The sequence below is a fragment of the Kineosporia babensis genome (assembly GCF_021129305.1).
In the GTDB taxonomy this organism is placed as follows: domain Bacteria; phylum Actinomycetota; class Actinomycetes; order Actinomycetales; family Kineosporiaceae; genus Kineosporia; species Kineosporia babensis.
Genome location: NZ_JAJOMB010000001.1, coordinates 433,921 through 451,424, shown reverse-complemented (window position 1 = coordinate 451,424; position 17,504 = coordinate 433,921). Strand labels below are relative to the sequence as shown.

The window sequence follows — 17,504 nt, the reverse complement described above, 5'->3', positions numbered from 1 at the left end:
GACTCGACGCTTGAGGACACCGCCGCCTGCATGAGTACCCGCGCCCACTGCCTGTGCCCCGACGGCCCCAGTGCCTCTGGCGGTCTTTCCCGCCGCACCCTGCTGCGCGGCCTGGCCACGGCCGGTGCCCTGGGCGGCGTAATGACGGCGGTGGACGGGTTCAACGCCCAGTTCGCCTTCGCCGCCGCCCCGGCTGCCTACACCGGTGACGTGCTGGTCGTGCTCTCGCTGCGCGGCGGCTTCGACGGCCTGAACGCGGTGGTGCCGATTGGTGACCCGGGCTACCTGGAGGCTCGTCCGACCATCGGTATCCAGGAGCGCTCACTGCTTCCGGCTGGTGGCATCTTCGGTCTGCACCCCGCCCTGAAGCCCTTGCAGAAATTCTGGAGCGCCGGGACTTTCGGTGCCGTACACGCGGTCGGCCAGGACAACCCCACCCGCTCGCATTTCCAGGCCATGCAGGAACTGGAACGCGCCGCGCCGGGATCCAGCCTGCGCACCGGCTGGCTCGACCGAACGCTCGGCAGCCGTGCTCGGGGGACGATCTTCCAGGCCTCGCAGGTCGGGTCGAACGACGTACCCCTGGCCTTGGCCGGACCCACGCCAGAGCTGGCGCTGGGCAGCGTGGACTCGTTCAAGATCGCCGGCGCTTGGAACACCGCCGAGCGCAACCGCTGGACCAAAGCCCTGACCGCGATGAACGCCGGCGCCCCGCCCGCTGTCGGCCTGCCCGCCAAGGCCACGCTCAGCGCAACCGGAACCACCGCCGCGCTCGCCGCCAAGAAGTACACCCCTGCGAACGGCGCTGTGTACCCCAAGGACTCGGCCCTGGGTAAGGCCCTGCGCGACGTGGCCCGCATGATCAAGGCTGACGTGGGACTGCAGGTGGCCTGTGTGGACGAGGGCGACTGGGACATGCACGCCGACATGGGCGCGGCCGACAACGGCTGGATGCACGACCACCTGAACGACCTGGCCCTGTCCCTGGCTGCGTTCGCCACCGACCTGGGCAACCGGTTCCAGAAGGTCACGGTGGTGACGCTGTCCGAGTTCGGCCGCCGGGTGGGCGAGAACGGTTCTGGTGGTGTGGATCACGGCCACGGGAACGCGGTGCTGTTGCTGGGCGGCGGGGTGAACGGCGGCCAGGTGCACGGGCGCTGGCCGGGCCTGTCCGAGGCCGACCTGGTGGACGGCGACCTGGCCGGCACCACCGACTACCGCACGATCCTCGGCGAGATCCTGCAGAAGCGCTGCGGAGCAGGCTCTTTGTCGCAGATCTTCCCCGGGCTGCCGGGCTCCGCCCCACTCGGCCTGGTCAAGGCGGCCTGAATTTGGCGTGGGGCGGTACCCACCCACCCTTGGGGAGGGGCCGGCCCTCGCCAAAAGTTGAGATCCGCGGCTGCTTTCTCGCTGCACTCGTCCGCGGGATGATGTCGCACTTGGCGGATCGTTGTCGCAGTACGCGGGCGGTTGTCGCCGAAAAAGGCCGTTAGAAGGGCCAAACCTGCAACTTCAAGCCGCTAGGTGCGACAGCGAGCCGCTGGGTGCGACATGGGGCCGCTAGGTGCGACAACGGGCCGCTGGGTGTGGGATGGGCGGCTGGGTGCGACAACGATCCGCTAGGTGCGACATGAGGGCGGCGGGTGCGACATCGGGCGGCCAGGCGCGGTCGGGTGAGGCTGCCGGGTGGTCGAGGGGAGGAACGCCGGATGCTGCGACCCACTGCCACCTGCGAAAGCCGCGGCTGACCGACGTCTCACATCTGGGGTTTGGGCCGATGCCGCAGGCGGGCCCAAAATGAGCAGCGTGGTGGTGAGAAAGCGCAAGATCGACATTGCGGTGGGCCGCAGCGCCCTCGAGGCCTGGGCGGCCGAGCCCACCGGCGTACCCCGGCCCACGCTGGCCAACGCGGTTCGCTTCACGCTGGAAGAACTCGCGGCCCGCGCACCCGGCCCGACCACCGAGGTGCGGGTGCCGCCGTTCGGGGCCGTGCAGTGCATCGACGGGCCCCGGCACACCCGGGGTACCCCGCCGAACGTGGTGGAGACCGATGCGCAGACCTGGCTCGAGCTGGTTTCTGGGCGGTTGAGCTGGGCCGATGCCGCTTACGACGGACGGGTGCGGGCCAGCGGACAGCGGGCCGACCTGTCCGATCTGCTGCCGCTGGGCGGTCTGCTGCCCTCGACCGCGCAGTAGGTCGGTACCGTCAAGGGGTGGCTGAGAGCAAGGGACTGTCCGTGACCCCGATCGACGACGAAGAAAACCCGGCCGAGACCGAGGACGCCGGCGGCAAGGCCGACGGGCCGGCGGGCTACCGCCTGCGCCGGGCGCCGCGCTACCGGGCGTTCGGATTCACAGGTGTGCTGCTCGGGGTGATCGTCGGGGCAGTGCTGGCGTTGTCGTTCGAGGTGACCGACAACTACTCCGAGCGCACCATTCTGGGCTATTTCGTGGCCATTTTCGGGCTGCTGGGGGCCCTGGCGGGCTGCGGCGTGGCCGTTCTCCTGGACCGTCGCAAGGACTGATCCGCAAGTCCGACAGGCCGGTCCGGACCTGGTCCGGCCATGCGGGTGATGCTGCGACCTCCTCCGGATGTGCGACACTCGATGACGTGGCGCGCGGCGACGGACGGCTTTCGCACGAACTCCTTCCCGGCGAGAAGGGCCCGCAGGACGCCTGCGGAGTCTTCGGAGTCTGGGCCCCCGGTGAAGAAGTGGCGAAACTGGCCTACTACGGCCTGTACGCACTTCAGCACCGTGGACAGGAAGCGGCGGGTATCGCCGTCTCCAACGGCAAGCAACTGCTGGTCTACAAGGACATCGGCCTGGTCTCCCAGGTCTTCGACGAGACCTCGCTGGACTCCCTGCGGGGGCACATCGCGGTCGGTCATGCCCGGTACAGCACCACCGGCGGCTCGACCTGGCAGAACGCCCAGCCCACCCTGGGCGACACGGCGGCCGGCACGGTGGCCCTGGCGCACAACGGCAACCTGGTCAACGGGCACGAGCTGCGGGAACTGGTGGCCGAGCGCTACGGCGCCCCCGACCGCGGCGAGATCGTCAACGGCAACACCACCGACACCGCCCTGGTGACCGCCCTGCTCGCGGGTGATCCTGATCACACTCTCGAAGCCACTGCGCTGGACGTGCTTCCGCACCTGCGCGGCGCCTTCAGCTTCGTCTTCATGGACGAGCACACGCTTTACGGCGCCCGGGACGCGAACGGCGTGCGCCCGCTGGTGATCGGCAAGCTCGAGACCGGCTGGGTGATCGCCTCCGAGACCGCTGCCCTGGACATCGTCGGGGCCGCGTTCGTGCGGGAGGTGGAGCCGGGCGAGTTCATCGCGATCGACGCCGACGGCCTGCGCTCGCAGCGCTTCGCCGAGGCCAAGCCCACCGGCTGCATCTTCGAGTACGTCTACCTGGCCCGGCCCGACACCACGATCAACGGCAAGGTGGTGCACGAGGCCCGCGTCGACATGGGCCGCAAGCTGGCCGAGGAGCACCCGGTCGAGGCCGACCTGGTGATCCCGGTGCCCGAGTCCGGCACCCCGGCCGCGGTCGGCTACGCCCAGGCCTCGGGCATCCCGTTCAGCCAGGGCCTGGTGAAGAACGCCTACGTCGGGCGCACCTTCATCCAGCCCAGCCAGACCATCCGGCAGCTGGGCATCCGGCTGAAGCTGAACCCGCTGAAGAACGTGATCAAGGGCAAGCGCCTGGTCGTGGTCGACGACTCGATCGTGCGTGGCAACACCCAGCGGGCGCTGGTGCGGATGCTGCGTGAGGCCGGCGCCGCCGAGATCCACGTGCGGATCTCCTCGGCCCCGGTGACCTGGCCGTGCTTCTACGGCATCGACTTCGCCAGCCGGGCCGAGCTGATCGCCAGCGGCCTGGGCGTGGAGGAGATCCGGGCCAGCATCGGCGCCGACTCCCTGGGCTACATCTCGCTGGACGGCATGGTCGAGGCCACCGAGCAGAAACGGGACCGGTTGTGCACGGCCTGCTTCACCGGTGAGTACCCGATCGAGCTGCCCGACTCCGAGCACCTGGGCAAGCACGCGCTGGAGCAGCGCCAGCTCGGCCTGGAGATCGCCCGGCCGCAGGCCCAGCGCGATGTCGAGGGTGTCTCCACCGGCCTGGCCGGCGGCGCCGCCGACGCGCTCACCCGCCCCTGACGTATCCCGTCAGTCCCTTTTCGACGTCGACCGGAAACGGTCCGTCATCCCCTGAACGAGTAAGGTGATCTTTGTGGCTTCAGCTGAGCCGGGTTCCACGGCCCTGACCTATGCCTCTGCCGGTGTCGACACCGAGGCCGGTGACCGCGCCGTCGAGTTGATGAAGGCTTCGGTGCGGCGCACCCACGGCCCGGAGGTCCTCGGCGGCATCGGCGGCTTCGCCGGGATGTACGACGCGAGCTTCCTGACCAAGTACCGGCACCCCCTGCTGGCCACCAGCACCGACGGGGTCGGGACCAAGATCGGCATCGCCCGGGCCCTGGACATCCACGACACGATCGGCATCGACCTGGTCGGCATGGTCGTGGACGACATCGTGGTGAGCGGTGCTCGCCCGCTGTTCATGACCGACTACATCGCGGTCGGCAAGGTCGTGCCCGAGCGGATCGCGGCGATCGTCAGCGGTATCGCCAAGGGCTGCGAGCTGGCCGGTACCGCGCTGGTCGGCGGCGAGACCGCCGAGCACCCGGGTCTGATGGCGCCGGACGAGTACGACGTGGCCGGGGCGGCCACCGGCGTGGTCGAGGCCGACGAGCTGCTCTCGCCCGAGCGGGTGCAGCCCGGCGACGTGGTCATCGCCCTGGCCTCCTCCGGACTGCACTCCAACGGCTACTCGCTGGTGCGCGGAGTACTCAAGCAGGCCGGCTGGTCGCTGGAGCGCGAGGTGCCCGAGCTGGGCCGCACCATCGGCGAAGAGCTGCTGGTGCCCACCCGGATCTACACCGCCGACGTGCTGGCCGCGGCCGAGGCCCTGGGCCGGGAGCTGCACGCGGTCTCGCACGTCACCGGCGGCGGGCTCGCGGCCAACCTGGCCCGGGTGCTGCCGGCCGGGACGAGCGCCGATCTCGATCGTTCTACCTGGACCCCGCAGCCGATCTTCGACCTGCTGATGAAGCTCGGCTCGGTGCCGCTGCTGGACGCCGAGGGCACGTTCAACCTCGGCGTGGGCATGGTGCTGGTGGTGGACCAGGCTGCTGCCGAACGCGCCCTGGCGCTGTTCAGCGACCGGAACCTGCCCGCCTGGGTTCTGGGACAGGTGTCGGCCGGTTCGGCCGCCGAAGGAGCCGTCCAGGGCACCAAGGGTGTGGACGGCGGCTCGGTCCGGCTGGTCGGGGAGTACCGCGCCTGACGGTGCCGAAGAAGTCATGATCTGCGCAGGGGCAAGCAGAAGAACGGACCCGGCACCTGGAGGTGCCGGACCCGTTCGAAGCATGGAAAAACACGCCACCTCGTCGTGGCGTGCCGACATGCGAACTGCTGATCGCCTGGCGCAGACGACCTTGCTTCAGGTGGACCGGTGGAACTCGCCCGAAGCCGCCTTGACAGACTCAATCCCCGGCACCCCACGGGCACCGGGGATTGAGTCAACAGTCAATGATGACGACCGTTGGATGCCCAGTCGGCGTACTCGTCGTACTCGCCGCCGTCGTCGTCACGTCCGGCATCCGTGTCATCCACGGGCGGGCTCTGGCGATATTCACCATGTCCGAGTTCCCTCTGCAAGGCGTCATAGTCGGTGCTGGGGCTGTAGTACTTCAGCTCCCTAGCGACCTTCGTCTGCTTGGCCTTCTGACGGCCGCGCCCCATGGCGTCGACCCCCTTAAACGTCGACCCGGCGCAGGCGCACACGGCGCGGCCCCGGAGTGGTCATCAGTCTCTCGTGACGCCAAACGCTACATCGTCTGGTGCGGTTCCGGCATCCCGGTTGGACCGGCTTACCCAACCAGGGGTGCGCCGAGGCCCGTTCGCCGACCGCGGTGTTACTGGCCCCATCCTACGTGCAACCTGCGTGGGACGCTCACCCCGCCGCTCCGGGGAGTCGTCCGGGGCGGTCCCGATGCCCGTCCGGGCAGTGGCCGGTCTCACATGACGGTCAGAGCGAGCCCCGAGAGCTTCAGCATGGTTTGATAGCTATGTCCTAATCGTGGGCAACACGCCCGTGCAGCTGTTCGCGATCGCCGGGGGGTCGGTTCGTGGTCGTCAGCGATAGACCGTGAGTAATGCGTCACTCACAGGTGTCGCTTCACTCAGAAGTCGTACCGTGACGCTTCGTCCCTCTTCGGATCTGAGAATATGGATCTGGGTACTTCGGGGGTGCTCCACACAGTCATGGCTGATTTAGTGGTGCACACGCCGTTCTCGAGTGGATTTGATGTGGTCTGGTTGAAAACACCTAGCCCGATTGAGGGGCATGTATCCGGTGTTCGGCGGGCACATCGCCTATCGAGGGAGTGCTCACGAGAGCGAAGGTTAGAACCGACCCGCGAGGCGTGTCGGATGGGCCACATTCGTGGTTCGATCACTGTAAGGTGCCATGCCGTGACCGTACGTACACAACCAACGTCATGCTTCCTCCTGATGGGGGATCATCCGTCTGGATTGTTCCCGCGACGTGTCCTAACAAGGCACGATGTCGGAAGCCGGGGTATCCGCCCCGTTCATGGAGGCTGACATGACCACCCGATCGCCCGACGCCGAGCCGCTGCTCACACCGGCTGAGGTTGCCGCGCTATTCCGTGTCGATCCGAAGACCGTCACCCGGTGGGCCAAAGCCGGCAAGCTCTCTTCGATCCGAACGCTCGGTGGCCATCGCCGCTACCGCGAGTCGGAAGTTCGGGCCTTGCTGGCTGGGATTCCGCAGCAAAGGCTCGACGAGGACTGAAGGTCCAAGACGACAACTCGATAAAAACCGGTTACCGCCGGGGCTGACTACGGCCTCGGCGGTTTTCGGCTTTGTGGCCCGAGTAGTGGAAAACACCCAGTGGGATTTTGGCACAAGCAATAGGTGTTTTCATAGTGGGCCGATCGGAAAGGTCGTCGGCCTCGCCGCCGGGAGACGCTTAGGTGTTGCGCAGGGGTCCGGAGAGGCGCTTCTCCCGCACTCATGGAAAAGGGCCGTCGAATGACACCAGGAGATGTCATCGACGGCCCTTAGCTGGCCTGCCGGCGTTTCGCGCTGAAGCGGGAGAGGGCTCACGCCATCCGCCCGAATTGGTCGCGAAATTATGACCAGAGAGGCAGATCTGCCGGATTCGTGAGGGCAGGTAGAGCCAGGACTGTGCTCGGGCTCACCTTGGCGTCCAGGGACTGGGTCGACTTCGGCTCGGTCGTCTCGACCGGGGCCGAACTCGCCGTGGTCGTGCCGGTGTCCGTGGGCTCCTCCACCGGCGGGTCCTCGGGGTCCTCCTCCGCGGGCGGTGGGTCTTCCGGGTCTTCCTCCGCGGGCGGTGGGTCCTCGGGGTCCTCCTCCGCAGGCGGTGGGTCCTCGGCGGGCGGTGGGTCCTCAGCTGGTGGCTTGGACGTCGGTGGCTTGGACGTCGACGGCTTGTCCTTGTCTTTGTCCTTGTCACCCTTCGGCTTGTCGCTCTTGGGCTTGTCGTCCTTGTCCTTGCCCTTGTCGTCCGAGTCAGAGCTCGGGTTGCTGCGCGGCGGGTTGGCCACCGGCCGGGTCGTCGTGGTGACGACCTGGTGGCCGGCCGCGTCGGTGGTCGTGGTGGTGACCACCTCGGTCGGCGCATCGCTCGACTCGTCCGCCGACGGCGAGCCGGTGGGGCCGGTGCTCGGGATGTCGGCGGAACCGAACGTCCCGGTCTCGGCCGGCAGTTCGGTGCCGTCCACCAGGTTGGCCGAGGCCCGGCTGGTGTTGTCCGAAGGGGTCTTGTTCAGCTGACCCGTCAGCGCCCAGGCAGGGGCAACCATGACGACGGCTGCCGCCACACCACCGACGATCGGGCGGCGCAGCAGCAGGGGGCGGGGCGCCCGATGTCTACCGACGTACCTCATGGCTCGCTCTCATCTGCCGGAGCTGTCTCCGTGCGCTGTCTGACCGGTGCTGGGGGTGGTTCCTGGGGTTGGTTCTGCGGACGTCCGTTTCGCCACCCGACGTGCACTATGCTGTACATCGGGCGATGGTGTCAGCGCGTTACTCATCGGACGCTAACAGGCAATTCCCATCTTGAGCGACCGGATGCCCGCCAAATTCCCCGCGCTACCACGTAGCTGCATGAACTCCCCCCAGCTCTCAGACTCGGCGTTCCTAGCTTGGTGCAGGAAGGCCGATCTTGGTGCGCGTTCGACGGATTGATAAGGCCTGGATAGCGCAAACTTGAGCTTGCGCGGCCCACGAACATCACTCGCCGTCAGCCGACTCAGCCCGTTCGGGCAACCGCGGACATGGCTGAGGCCGGTTCGGGGGTTGGCTGCCCTCGAACCGGCCTCGGACGAATGCTGGAGCCGGACTCTCAGCTCTGCTTGATGCACCGAGCGTTGACGACCTCGACGCACTCGCCGTAGCGATCGCTGAGGTTGCGCTCGATCGAGGCGACAGTGGCGCTGTCGTTCACATCGACCTGCGTGCTGCGGGTGAAGCGGCTGGAGGGAATCGTGACCCGGAGCTCGAACCGCCCGCGCTCCAGGACGGTGCCCGGGGAGACGGCGACGAACTGGGCGTAGTGGGCGGTGGTGACGTTCTCAACCATGGGAAACAACGATCCTGAACGTAGTGCTCTGCGTGGTGGATGCGGGGTACCGCGTCGTGCCTCGCGCCCTTACCACAACGTGACGATCATGGCGGTTATGCCGCCGACGAGATCCAGGTTACTCCAGACAGCGGCCCGGTCCAGCCCGCTTTACTCACAGTGAGTGATGATCGGCTGCGAGTGGCCGATCGGGCCGAATTTCTGGGCGTTGCGGGCCTCAAGCGGAAGGAAAATGACCTAAAGCCTCTCTACGGTTCTTCCAGCCGCCCGAAAACACGGGCCGGCCACGACCGAGAAGGAGACCGAGATGTCGATCACTCAGGGCAGCATTCAGGACGTTGGTCAGGCTCCGGCGGGGGCCGGTCAGGAAGCCATCGAGTTGCTTGAGACCCTGGCCGAGCGGCGCCACTTCTTCCGCTTCACCCTGCAGAACCTCAGCGCCGAGCAGACCGGCTCCCGGCCGACCGCCAGCCAGCTCACCCTGGCCGGTCTGGCCAAGCACCTGAGGGAGACCGAGGCGCAGTGGGCGCGCTTCATCGTGGAGGGGCCGGTCGCCGTGGCCCTTCCCGAGGGCTGGGAGAACGACCCCGCCTTCTGGGTGGACGGCTGGAAGCTGATCGGCGAAGAGACGCTGGAGAGCGTCCTGGCCGAATGGGAGCAGGTGGCCACGCGCACCGAGGAGATCGTGCGGGCGCTGCCCAGCCTTGATGCGTCTCATCCGCTGCCCGAGGCCCCGTGGTTCCCCGCCGGCGCCACCTGGTCGGCGCGCCGGGTTCTGCTGCACCTGATCGGCGAGATCGCCCAGCACTCCGGGCACGCCGACATCATCCGCGAGTCGATCGACGGCCAGAAGACCATGGGCTGATCCGCGTCTTCGCAGGTCGGAATGGTCCTAGTACCTCTGTCTCATGGCGGTCCGAACCCGCGGTCACCGCCAATGGGTAGTACGCGAAATGCCGGCTACCCAGGAGGACGAGATGAAGAAGGCGTTGATCATCAGCGGAGCGGCCGCGGCGGCGATCCTGCCGGCGGCGCTGGGGCTGGCGGCCAACCCGTCGCTGAGCGCCCAGCGCCCGGTGGACCAGAGCAACGTGCAGTTGGTGGACAGCCTGAGCAACCCGCGTAGCACCGCCACCTCGAGCCCCTCGGCCACTGTTGACGACCACGGACGGCGGCACGGTGGCCGGGGAGCCGACGACATGCCCAGCAGCTCGGCCAGCTCTACCCACCATGCGACCGACGACCACGGACGGCGGGGGCGGGGCTCGGACGAGAAAGGTACGGACGACCGTGGCCGGGGTAAGGACCACAGCGGTCGGAGCGGGGACGACAAACGTGCGGACGACAGCGGGCGCCACAGCGGTTCAAGCAGGGACGACAGCGGTCACCACGGTGGGGACGACAGCGCTGATCACCGAGGGCGCGGTGGCGATGACAAGCATGAGGACGATGGTGGCCACCACCGCGGTCGCGGTGGGGACGACAAGGGTGGAGACGACAAGAGCAGGGTTGAGCGGTGAAGTGGTGAAGGAGAACGGGCGGCATGAGCTCCGAAGAGGCTGACGCGCAGACCGTGCCGCTGGCCACGGATGGGCAGGAGCCGACCGCCGAGCTCAGCACCGAGCCCGAAGGAGCTGCGCCGGGTGAGGGCTCGAGCCCGGCCTGGGTCAGCATTGCGTCAGGGGGAGCGGCCCGCACCGCTGATCAGCCGCTGCGTTGGGGTCGGCTGGTCGGCGGTGTGGTCGTGCTTGCCCTGCTGGTGTTCGTCGGGGTCGCCGCCGCCAGCGCGGTCACCGCCCGCCGGGCCGCCGAGCGCGAGGCGGTGAACGATGCGCTGGCGATCACCGATGTGCTCGGGGAATCGGTGATGCAGCCCGCGATCAGCGACGACCTGTTCTCCACCGACGAGCCCACCCGGACCGCAGCGCTGGAACGGCTGGACACCACCGTGCGCGAGCGCCTGCTGAGCGAGGCGATCATCCGGGTCAAGCTCTGGGCCCCGGACGGCACGATCATCTACGCCGACGAGCCCCAGCTGATCGGCGACCGCTTCCCGCTGGACGAGGAAGAGCTCGAGGCGCTGAAGAGCCCGGTCACCAAGGCCGAGATCAGCGAGCTGGACGCCCCCGAGAACCGGTTCGAGCGCAGCCAGAATCGCAAGCTGCTGGAGGTCTACCGTCCGGTCTGGTCACCCGACGGGCGCACCCTGCTGTTCGAGACCTACTCCGCCTACGACGCGGTCACCGCACGAACCAGCCAGCTGTGGCGGGGTTTCGGCGGGATCACCCTGACCAGTCTGCTGCTCCTGCTGATCGCCCAGGCCCCGCTGACCTGGGCGCTGGTCGCCCGGGTGCGGCGCTCGCAGGACGAGCGGGAGGCGTACCTGGCCCGGGCGGTGCAGTCCTCCGACGACGAGCGCCGGCGGATCGCGGCCACCCTGCACGACGGCGCGGTGCAGGAACTGGTCGGCAGCGCCTTCCTGGTGGCGGGGGCGGCGGACCGGGCCCGGGCGGCGAACGACCAGGCCACCGCCCGGCAGCTGGATCTGGCCGCGAGCTCGGTGCGTTCCAGCATCGGCGGGCTGCGCTCGCTGCTGGTCGACATCTACCCGCCCTCACTGCGCGAGGCCGGGCTCAAGGCCGCGCTGACCGACCTGACCGCGCCGCTGCGGGCCCAGGGGGTTGCGGTGCAAGTGCAGGTTCCGGACGAGGTGGAGCTGGGGCAGCAGCTTCAGGAGCTGGTGTTCCGGGTGGCTCAGGAATGCCTGCGCAACACCATGAAGCATGCTGATGCCGAGAGCGTTCAGGTCACGCTGCGCGGTGCGGTGCTGGAAGTGATCGATGACGGCGTCGGCTTCGACCTCGACGCAGTCCTGGCAGACCCGGCGCAGGGCCACTTCGGCCTGCGGCTGATCGCCGACCAGACCTCTGCCGCCGGGGCGGAACTGCTGGTGAGCACGGCCCCCGGCGCAGGAACCCGATGGCGGCTGGAGTTGCCCGAATGAACCATGAGATCCGCTATCCGGTGCGTGTTCTGCTCGCCGACGACCACGCCCTGGTGCGGGCCGGCCTGGCCGCGCTGCTCGATGCGCACCCGCAGATCGCCGTGGTCGGTGAGGCCGCCGACGGTGGGCAGGCGATCGAGCTCACCCAGAACGCGGAGCCGGACGTGGTGCTGATGGACCTGTCGATGCCCGGTGTCGACGGAATCACCGCAACCCGCGAACTGCTGGCCCTGAGACCGCAGACCCAGGTGCTCGTCCTTACTTCTTTCTCCGACCGCGACCGGGTGCGGGATGCGCTCGCGGCCGGGGCAATCGGATACCTGCTCAAGGATTCCGACCCGCAGGACGTGGTGGCGGGGGTACTGGCTGCGGCCAAGCAGGGGTCGCCGCTCGACCCCCGGGTGGCGCGGACGTTGCTGACCGAGGGCGCGGTCGGCCCGAAGCCGCAGCTGCCACCGTTGTCGCCCCGCGAGCTGGACGTGCTGCGGCTGGTGGCCAAGGGGATGGCCAACAAGCAGGTCGGCCGGGCTCTCGGGATCAGCGAGCGCACAGTAAAAGTGCACCTGGGAAACGTGTTCCGCCGGATCGGGGTGCAGGACCGGACCTCGGCCGCGCTCTGGGCCCGGGAGAACCTCACCTAGCGAAGGGAGCTTTCAAGGTGGGCAGGATGTGTTTCCGGTGCCAGGCGAAGACGACCACCGCGATCACGGCGTAGACCGCGGACAGGATCAGCCGGCCCTCGGTACTGGTCACCGGGAACTGGACCATGAACAGCAGCAACAGGATCCAGGCGGACCAGTGGTGGAACTTCAGCCCGATGATCAGGGCCACGCCCATCATCGTCTGGGTGGCGGTCAGCAGCATCTCCTCGGTCTGCCGGTGGTCCAGCTGCAACGCCGCCCCGCCACCACCGGCCAGGTAGGCGATCGGCAGCGACCCGACCAGAAGCGTCCATTGGTTGACCTTCGAGGAGATCAGCGTGGCCAGGGCCGCTCCGGCATTGCCTCGCCAGGCGAACATGATCGCGATGATGAACTCGGGCGCCTCGGAGGCCAGCGGCGCCACCCACTGCACCAGCAGGAACTCGTCGATGCCGAGGTCGGCCCCGGCGTTCACCAGGCTGTGCGCGAAGGGTTCGGCCGCCAGCAGCACGATGAAGGCGGCGAAGGCGAACAGCCCGAACAAGGTCCAGCGCCGCCGGCGCCGGGGCAGCGCCCCGATCGCGGCGGAGGTGCCCTGCAGGTGCGGTTCCTCGACCGCGCCCCGGCTGAGCCGGTAGGCGTAGCAGCCGAACCAGGCGAACAGGATCACGCCCATCCACAGGTGGATCTGCCCGGTCAGCGGCATCACGAAGGCGAAGATCCCGGCGATCAGCAGAAACCCCAGTTCCAGACGGTTGCCCTGGTTCAGCGACAAAACCCGGCGGTTCCGCGGCAAGGCCGGGCGGTTCGAGGACAAGGCCCGGCGCCGCAGAGCCCAGAGCCCGACCAGCACCACAACCGGCCAGCCCAGCCCCAGCAGCAGCCGGTTGGAGCCGGTCATGTTGGCCGCGGCGTACTGCACGTACTCGGGATTACTGCCCGCGGTATAGGCGTAGTAGAGGTCGACGGCGTACTCCGGCAGCACCGCGATCAGGGCCAGGATGGCGATCGCCAGGCCGCCGGAGATGTCTACCTGAGCGGCCTCGGCGGCCCAGGCGAGCAGGAACGACGCTGCGAAAACAGCCACACCGTAAATGATCATCGACAGCACCGGCTCCGGATGGGAACCGGACAGCCGGGTGACGATCGCCGGCAGGGCCAGCAGGGTGCACAGCCCGATGGAACGAAACATCAAACGCGTAGGCACGACAAACGGCTCCCTCGGTCGGTTTTCGACCGGAGCGCCTGGACGAAGCTGAGGGTAGCGACCCGGCCGGCAAACGGAGGTACTGGCCGAAGGTCTGGCTCGCCGCCGCAGAGGTGTCCGACGGTGGATGACCGTGCTGCCCGCGATCGGTGCAGGAAGCCGTGATGGCGACCATCCGCACCGGTCCAGCGCTGGCGTGGACCGGCGGAGTTACTCCCCTTCACTCACGAGGCTAACCCAAACGGGTGAGGGTGTCGCCAGGGCGGAAGGCCCTCAAACGTGGCCGAGATGCTGCTCGACCCACTCCACCGCGCTGCGCACGAACTCGACCCGGTTCGCGGTGTCGAGCAGGTCGTGCCCCTCACCGGCGAACCGCAGGTAGCGATGCGGCACCCCGCGCTCGGCCAGCGCCGCCACCACCTGCTCGGCCTCCTCCACCGGCACGTTCGTGTCGTCGGCGCCGTGCACCACCAGCAGCGGTGCGCTCAGCCGGTCGATGCGGTGGATCGGGGAGAACTCGCGCAGCAGTTCGGCGTCCTTGGCCGGATCACCGTACTTGGACACCGCAGCGGCCGCGATCCACGGCTCGGTGTGCTGGTAGAACGTCTCCAGGCTGGCCATTCCGCAGACATCGATGCCGACCGCGAACCTCTCCGGGTAGGTGGTCAGCCCGGCCAGGGTCAGGTAACCGCCGTACGAGCGCCCCATCAGACCGATCCGGCCGGGGATCGAGATGCCCGTTCCCAGAAGGTGTTCCGTGGCCGCGTAGACATCCTGGATCGACCCGAGCCGGAGCTCGACGTCGTCGGCGGTCTCGTAGGCGCGGCCGAAACCTGAGGAGCCGCGCACGTTCGGGGCGAACACCGCGATCCCGGCCGCGACCAGCGACTGGAACAGCGAGTTGTACACCGGGCGTTCCTGCGATTCCGGCCCGCCGTGCAGATGGATCATGGTCGGCCAGGGAGCGGGGGAGTCCGGCCGGTACAGCCAGCCGTTGATCTCCCGGCCGTCCAGTCCAGGAAAGCGCCGCAGGACCGGCCGGGTCAGGTCGGCCGCGTCTACGGTGGCGTAGCTGGACCCCCGTGAGCCGCGCAGTTCACCGTCGGCGCGGCTGGTCAGAGGCAGCGTCATGCCGGAGGTGAGGTCGATGGTCCAAGCTCCCTTGGGGTCGGACCAGTCCTCCGCCGTGAGCAGCAGCGACTTACCCCCGGCGAACACCTGGCAGTCGTCCACCACGTCGCGGGGGAGCGGGCCGATCTCGTCCTCGCGTAGCGACTCCAGGTTGAGCAGGCTTACCGCATTGGTGCCGCCGTACTCATTCCACAGCAGTACCGCCGAAGCTCCGTCTGCGGCCAGCGTGAAGTACTGCAGTTCAGCTTCTTCCCGGCGGGCCAGGAGCTCTACCCCACCGTCAAGCGCGATCCGTACCAGTGCAGCGCGATCGTGGTCGGCCTCGGATCGGGCGTAGACGAACTTGCCGTCGGGGGAGAGCGCACCGTGGTCGACGAACCCGCCGCGTTCCCCGGAGACCGACGTATCCACAGACTGCTCGTCCGAACCGTCCAGCAGGCAGACCGAGAGCGTGCGGTAGCTGCGCGGGCCGCGACGCAACAGCGCTCGCCCACCAGCTACGTCCAAAAGCGAGATCAGTTCACCGGAGATGATTACCTGGCGGGTGCCGTCCGCCGGGGAGATCAACACCGCGGAGGCGACCACCCCCACAGTCTCGGTGAGCATCAGACGCCCGTCGGGCGTCCATCCGTGGTGGGTACCGGCAGCCAGCCACGCCGTCGAGCCAGGACCCCCGGCGACCAACCGCAGACCCGAGCCGTCCGGCCGGGCTACCCACACCTCGTCCCGGGAACTGCCCGACCCGGCCACCAGGCAAGCCAGCCACTCCCCGTCGGGCGACCAGCTGATCGAGGTGACCCGGGCCAGCGTGATCCCTGAGCTGACCGGCTGCGGCTCCGAGCCCTTGATCCAGATCGCCGGAGCACCGCCCCGGTCGGAGATGAAGGCGACGCGAGTGCCGTCCGGGTCGGGGGTGGGCGACCAGCTGCCGTAGACGTCTTCCGGTACGGCCTCGGCCGACTGCTCCTCGAAAGCGGCACCGGGGCCCTGGTCGTTCACAGACCCGTCCGCTGGAGCCACAGTTCGAGCAGGCCGAGCTGCCACAGCACGTTGGCACCGATCGTGGTGCGCGAGGCGTTCGGGTCGGCCAGCAACGTCTGCACCACCTCGTCCCGGAACAGCCCGCGATCCCGGGCCGCCGGCGCCAGCAGGGCGTCCCGCACCCGGTCCAGAATGCCGCCCTCCAGATGCCGCACCCCGGGAACCGGGAAGTAGCCCTTCGTCCGATCGATCACCGCGTCCGGAACCACTCCGCGCGCCGCCTCCTTCAACACACCCTTGCCCCCGTGCGCCAGCTTGAGTTCCGGCGGGCACAACGCGGCCAGTTCGACGAGTTCGTGATCGAGGAACGGTACCCGTGCCTCCAGGCCCCACGCCATCGTCATGTTGTCGACCCGCTTGACCGGATCGTCCACCAGCATGATCCGGCTGTCGATCCGCAACGCGGCGTCCAGCGTGGTCTCGGCGCCCGGTGCGGCGAAGTGCTGCTCCACGAAGGCGGTGCTCGGATCGCCCTCGACCAGCCAGTCCGGGTTGAGCAACTGCGCCACGGTGGCGTCCGGACGATCGAAAAAGACCTTGGAATAAGCAGAAACAGCATCAGAACGGGGGACGTCGCGCAGCGGCGGGTACCAGTCGTACCCGGCGAACACCTCGTCGGCGCCCTGCCCGGACTGCACCACGGTGATGCTCTTGGAAACCTCTTCGGAGAGAAGGTAGAACGCCACGCAGTCGTGACTGACCATCGGCTCGCTCATCGCCGCCACCGCGCCGTCCACCCCGCGGGCCAGCCGGTCGGGCGGGATCGGGATCTTGTGGTGATCGGTGCCGAACTCCTTGGCCACCAGGTCGGAGTACTCGAACTCGTCGCCGCGCTCCCCGCCGACGGCGTCGAACCCGATGCTGAACGTGGCCAGATCCTGCTGCCCGGCTCGGGCCAGCAGCGCCACCACCAGGCTGGAGTCCAGCCCGCCGGAGAGCAGTACGCCCACCGGCACGTCGGCGACCATCCGGCGCTGCACGGCCAGATCCAGTGCGGCAAGGGTGCGTTCGCGCCATTCCCCGATACCGATGAGGGACGATCGACTCGCCGGCGGATCCCAGTAGACGGTTTCGGTGCTGGAACCGTCCGGTTCGACCACCCTTACGGTGGCGGGCGGCAGTTTGCGGACGCCGTTCAGGATGGTGCGCGGCGCCGGAACCACCGAGTGCCAGGACAGGTAGTGGTGCAGGGCTACCTTGTCGATGCTGGTGTCCACGTCGCCGGCCGCGGTGAGGGCGGGCAGGGTGGAGGCGAAGCGGATGCGCTGCGGGGTCTCGCTCAGGTAGAGCGGCTTGATTCCCAGCCGGTCCCGGGCCATCACCAGCCGGCCGGAGTCGAGCTCGTGCAGCACGAAGGCGAACATGCCCAGGAACCGGTCCACACAGGCGGTACCCCAGCGGTGGTACGCCTTGAGGATCACCTCGGTGTCGGAGACGGAGCGGAAACGGTAGCCGTAGCCCTCGAGTTCGCGGCGCAGCTCGTGATGGTTGTAGATGCAGCCGTTGAACACCAGGGCCAGCCGCAGCTCCTCGTCCACCATCGGCTGGGTACCCGCCGCCGAGAGATCGATGATCTTCAGCCGGTGGTGCAGGAACGCGGCCGGGCCGTGCGACCAGGTGCCCTTGGCATCCGGCCCGCGACGCTCCAGGCACGGTGACATCCGGGCCACCGCATCCAGATCCGGTTTTCCGCCGTCCAGCCGGAACTCGCCACCCAAGCCGCACATGCCACAGACCTCCAACACCTCGCCGCAACGCCCTACCGAGT

16 protein-coding genes are annotated in these 17,504 nt (G+C 68.4%); 10 read left to right on the top strand and 6 right to left on the bottom strand.

From position 1 onward, the window contains the following. Window positions 1–30 precede the first annotated feature (30 nt). The 5 genes from LR394_RS02060 to purM all read left to right on the top strand — a co-directional run bounded on the left by LR394_RS02060 (window position 31) and on the right by purM (window position 5,363). The gene (locus tag LR394_RS02060) at window positions 31–1,329 is read left to right on the top strand and encodes a DUF1501 domain-containing protein (RefSeq protein ID WP_231438586.1); all 1,299 of its coding nucleotides are present in this window, start codon (window positions 31–33) and stop codon (window positions 1,327–1,329) included. Window positions 1,330–1,806: 477 nt separating this feature from the next. After that, window positions 1,807–2,196, top strand: coding sequence for a sterol carrier family protein (locus LR394_RS02055; protein WP_231438585.1), 390 nt, complete (start codon window positions 1,807–1,809; stop codon window positions 2,194–2,196). Window positions 2,197–2,213: 17 nt separating this feature from the next. Continuing rightward, entirely contained in the window at window positions 2,214–2,525 is a 312-nt protein-coding gene (locus tag LR394_RS02050; protein ID WP_231438584.1) for a hypothetical protein, read from the top strand. Between the two features lie 86 nt (window positions 2,526–2,611). Continuing rightward, window positions 2,612–4,174: an amidophosphoribosyltransferase gene (purF, locus tag LR394_RS02045; RefSeq protein WP_231438583.1), complete on the top strand. Its 1,563-nt coding sequence runs from the start codon at window positions 2,612–2,614 to the stop codon at window positions 4,172–4,174. Window positions 4,175–4,238: 64 nt separating this feature from the next. After that, on the top strand, window positions 4,239–5,363 hold the full coding sequence (purM, locus tag LR394_RS02040) for a phosphoribosylformylglycinamidine cyclo-ligase (RefSeq protein ID WP_407936960.1): 1,125 nt from the start codon (window positions 4,239–4,241) through the stop codon (window positions 5,361–5,363). Between the two features lie 242 nt (window positions 5,364–5,605). Here purM and LR394_RS02035 read toward each other — a convergent pair whose 3' ends face one another. Continuing rightward, window positions 5,606–5,821 carry a DUF3073 domain-containing protein gene (locus LR394_RS02035; RefSeq protein WP_231438581.1) on the bottom strand — a complete coding sequence of 72 codons (216 nt, stop codon included), beginning with the start codon at window positions 5,819–5,821 and terminating at the stop codon, window positions 5,606–5,608. Between the two features lie 865 nt (window positions 5,822–6,686). Between LR394_RS02035 and bldC the strand changes: the two genes are divergently transcribed. Then, the gene (gene bldC / locus LR394_RS02030) at window positions 6,687–6,896 is read left to right on the top strand and encodes a developmental transcriptional regulator BldC (RefSeq protein ID WP_052533586.1); all 210 of its coding nucleotides are present in this window, start codon (window positions 6,687–6,689) and stop codon (window positions 6,894–6,896) included. Between the two features lie 341 nt (window positions 6,897–7,237). On the opposite strand, the gene LR394_RS02025 is transcribed toward bldC, so the two are convergent. Then, complete coding sequence (locus LR394_RS02025; protein WP_231438580.1) at window positions 7,238–8,017, bottom strand: hypothetical protein; 780 nt, start codon at window positions 8,015–8,017, stop codon at window positions 7,238–7,240. 458 nt (window positions 8,018–8,475) lie between these two features. Then, window positions 8,476–8,712 (bottom strand): hypothetical protein, encoded by a 237-nt coding sequence (locus LR394_RS02020; RefSeq protein ID WP_231438579.1) that lies wholly within the window; start codon window positions 8,710–8,712, stop codon window positions 8,476–8,478. 307 nt (window positions 8,713–9,019) lie between these two features. Here LR394_RS02020 and LR394_RS02015 point away from each other — a divergent pair, with 307 nt between their 5' ends. The 4 genes from LR394_RS02015 to LR394_RS02000 all read left to right on the top strand — a co-directional run bounded on the left by LR394_RS02015 (window position 9,020) and on the right by LR394_RS02000 (window position 12,357). Then, complete coding sequence (locus LR394_RS02015; protein WP_231438578.1) at window positions 9,020–9,577, top strand: DinB family protein; 558 nt, start codon at window positions 9,020–9,022, stop codon at window positions 9,575–9,577. Window positions 9,578–9,689: 112 nt separating this feature from the next. Beyond that, complete coding sequence (locus LR394_RS02010) at window positions 9,690–10,232, top strand: hypothetical protein (RefSeq protein ID WP_231438577.1); 543 nt, start codon at window positions 9,690–9,692, stop codon at window positions 10,230–10,232. A 23-nt stretch (window positions 10,233–10,255) separates the two neighbouring features. Then, window positions 10,256–11,716, top strand: a complete 1,461-nt coding sequence (locus LR394_RS02005) for a sensor histidine kinase (RefSeq protein WP_231438576.1) — start codon at window positions 10,256–10,258, stop codon at window positions 11,714–11,716. Next, window positions 11,713–12,357 carry a response regulator gene (locus LR394_RS02000; RefSeq protein WP_231438575.1) on the top strand — a complete coding sequence of 215 codons (645 nt, stop codon included), beginning with the start codon at window positions 11,713–11,715 and terminating at the stop codon, window positions 12,355–12,357. The genes LR394_RS02005 and LR394_RS02000 overlap by 4 nt, the downstream gene beginning before the upstream one ends. Here the strand turns inward: LR394_RS02000 and LR394_RS01995 are convergent. The 3 genes from LR394_RS01995 to LR394_RS01985 all read right to left on the bottom strand — a co-directional run bounded on the left by LR394_RS01995 (window position 12,350) and on the right by LR394_RS01985 (window position 17,463). Beyond that, window positions 12,350–13,549: a sodium:proton exchanger gene (locus LR394_RS01995; protein ID WP_407936969.1), complete on the bottom strand. Its 1,200-nt coding sequence runs from the start codon at window positions 13,547–13,549 to the stop codon at window positions 12,350–12,352. The genes LR394_RS02000 and LR394_RS01995 overlap by 8 nt on opposite strands. A gap of 288 nt (window positions 13,550–13,837) precedes the next feature. Next, window positions 13,838–15,694: a prolyl oligopeptidase family serine peptidase gene (locus LR394_RS42635; RefSeq protein ID WP_231438573.1), complete on the bottom strand. Its 1,857-nt coding sequence runs from the start codon at window positions 15,692–15,694 to the stop codon at window positions 13,838–13,840. Beyond that, complete coding sequence (locus LR394_RS01985) at window positions 15,691–17,463, bottom strand: N-acetylglutaminylglutamine amidotransferase (RefSeq protein ID WP_231438572.1); 1,773 nt, start codon at window positions 17,461–17,463, stop codon at window positions 15,691–15,693. The genes LR394_RS42635 and LR394_RS01985 overlap by 4 nt, the downstream gene beginning before the upstream one ends. Window positions 17,464–17,504 lie beyond the last annotated feature (41 nt).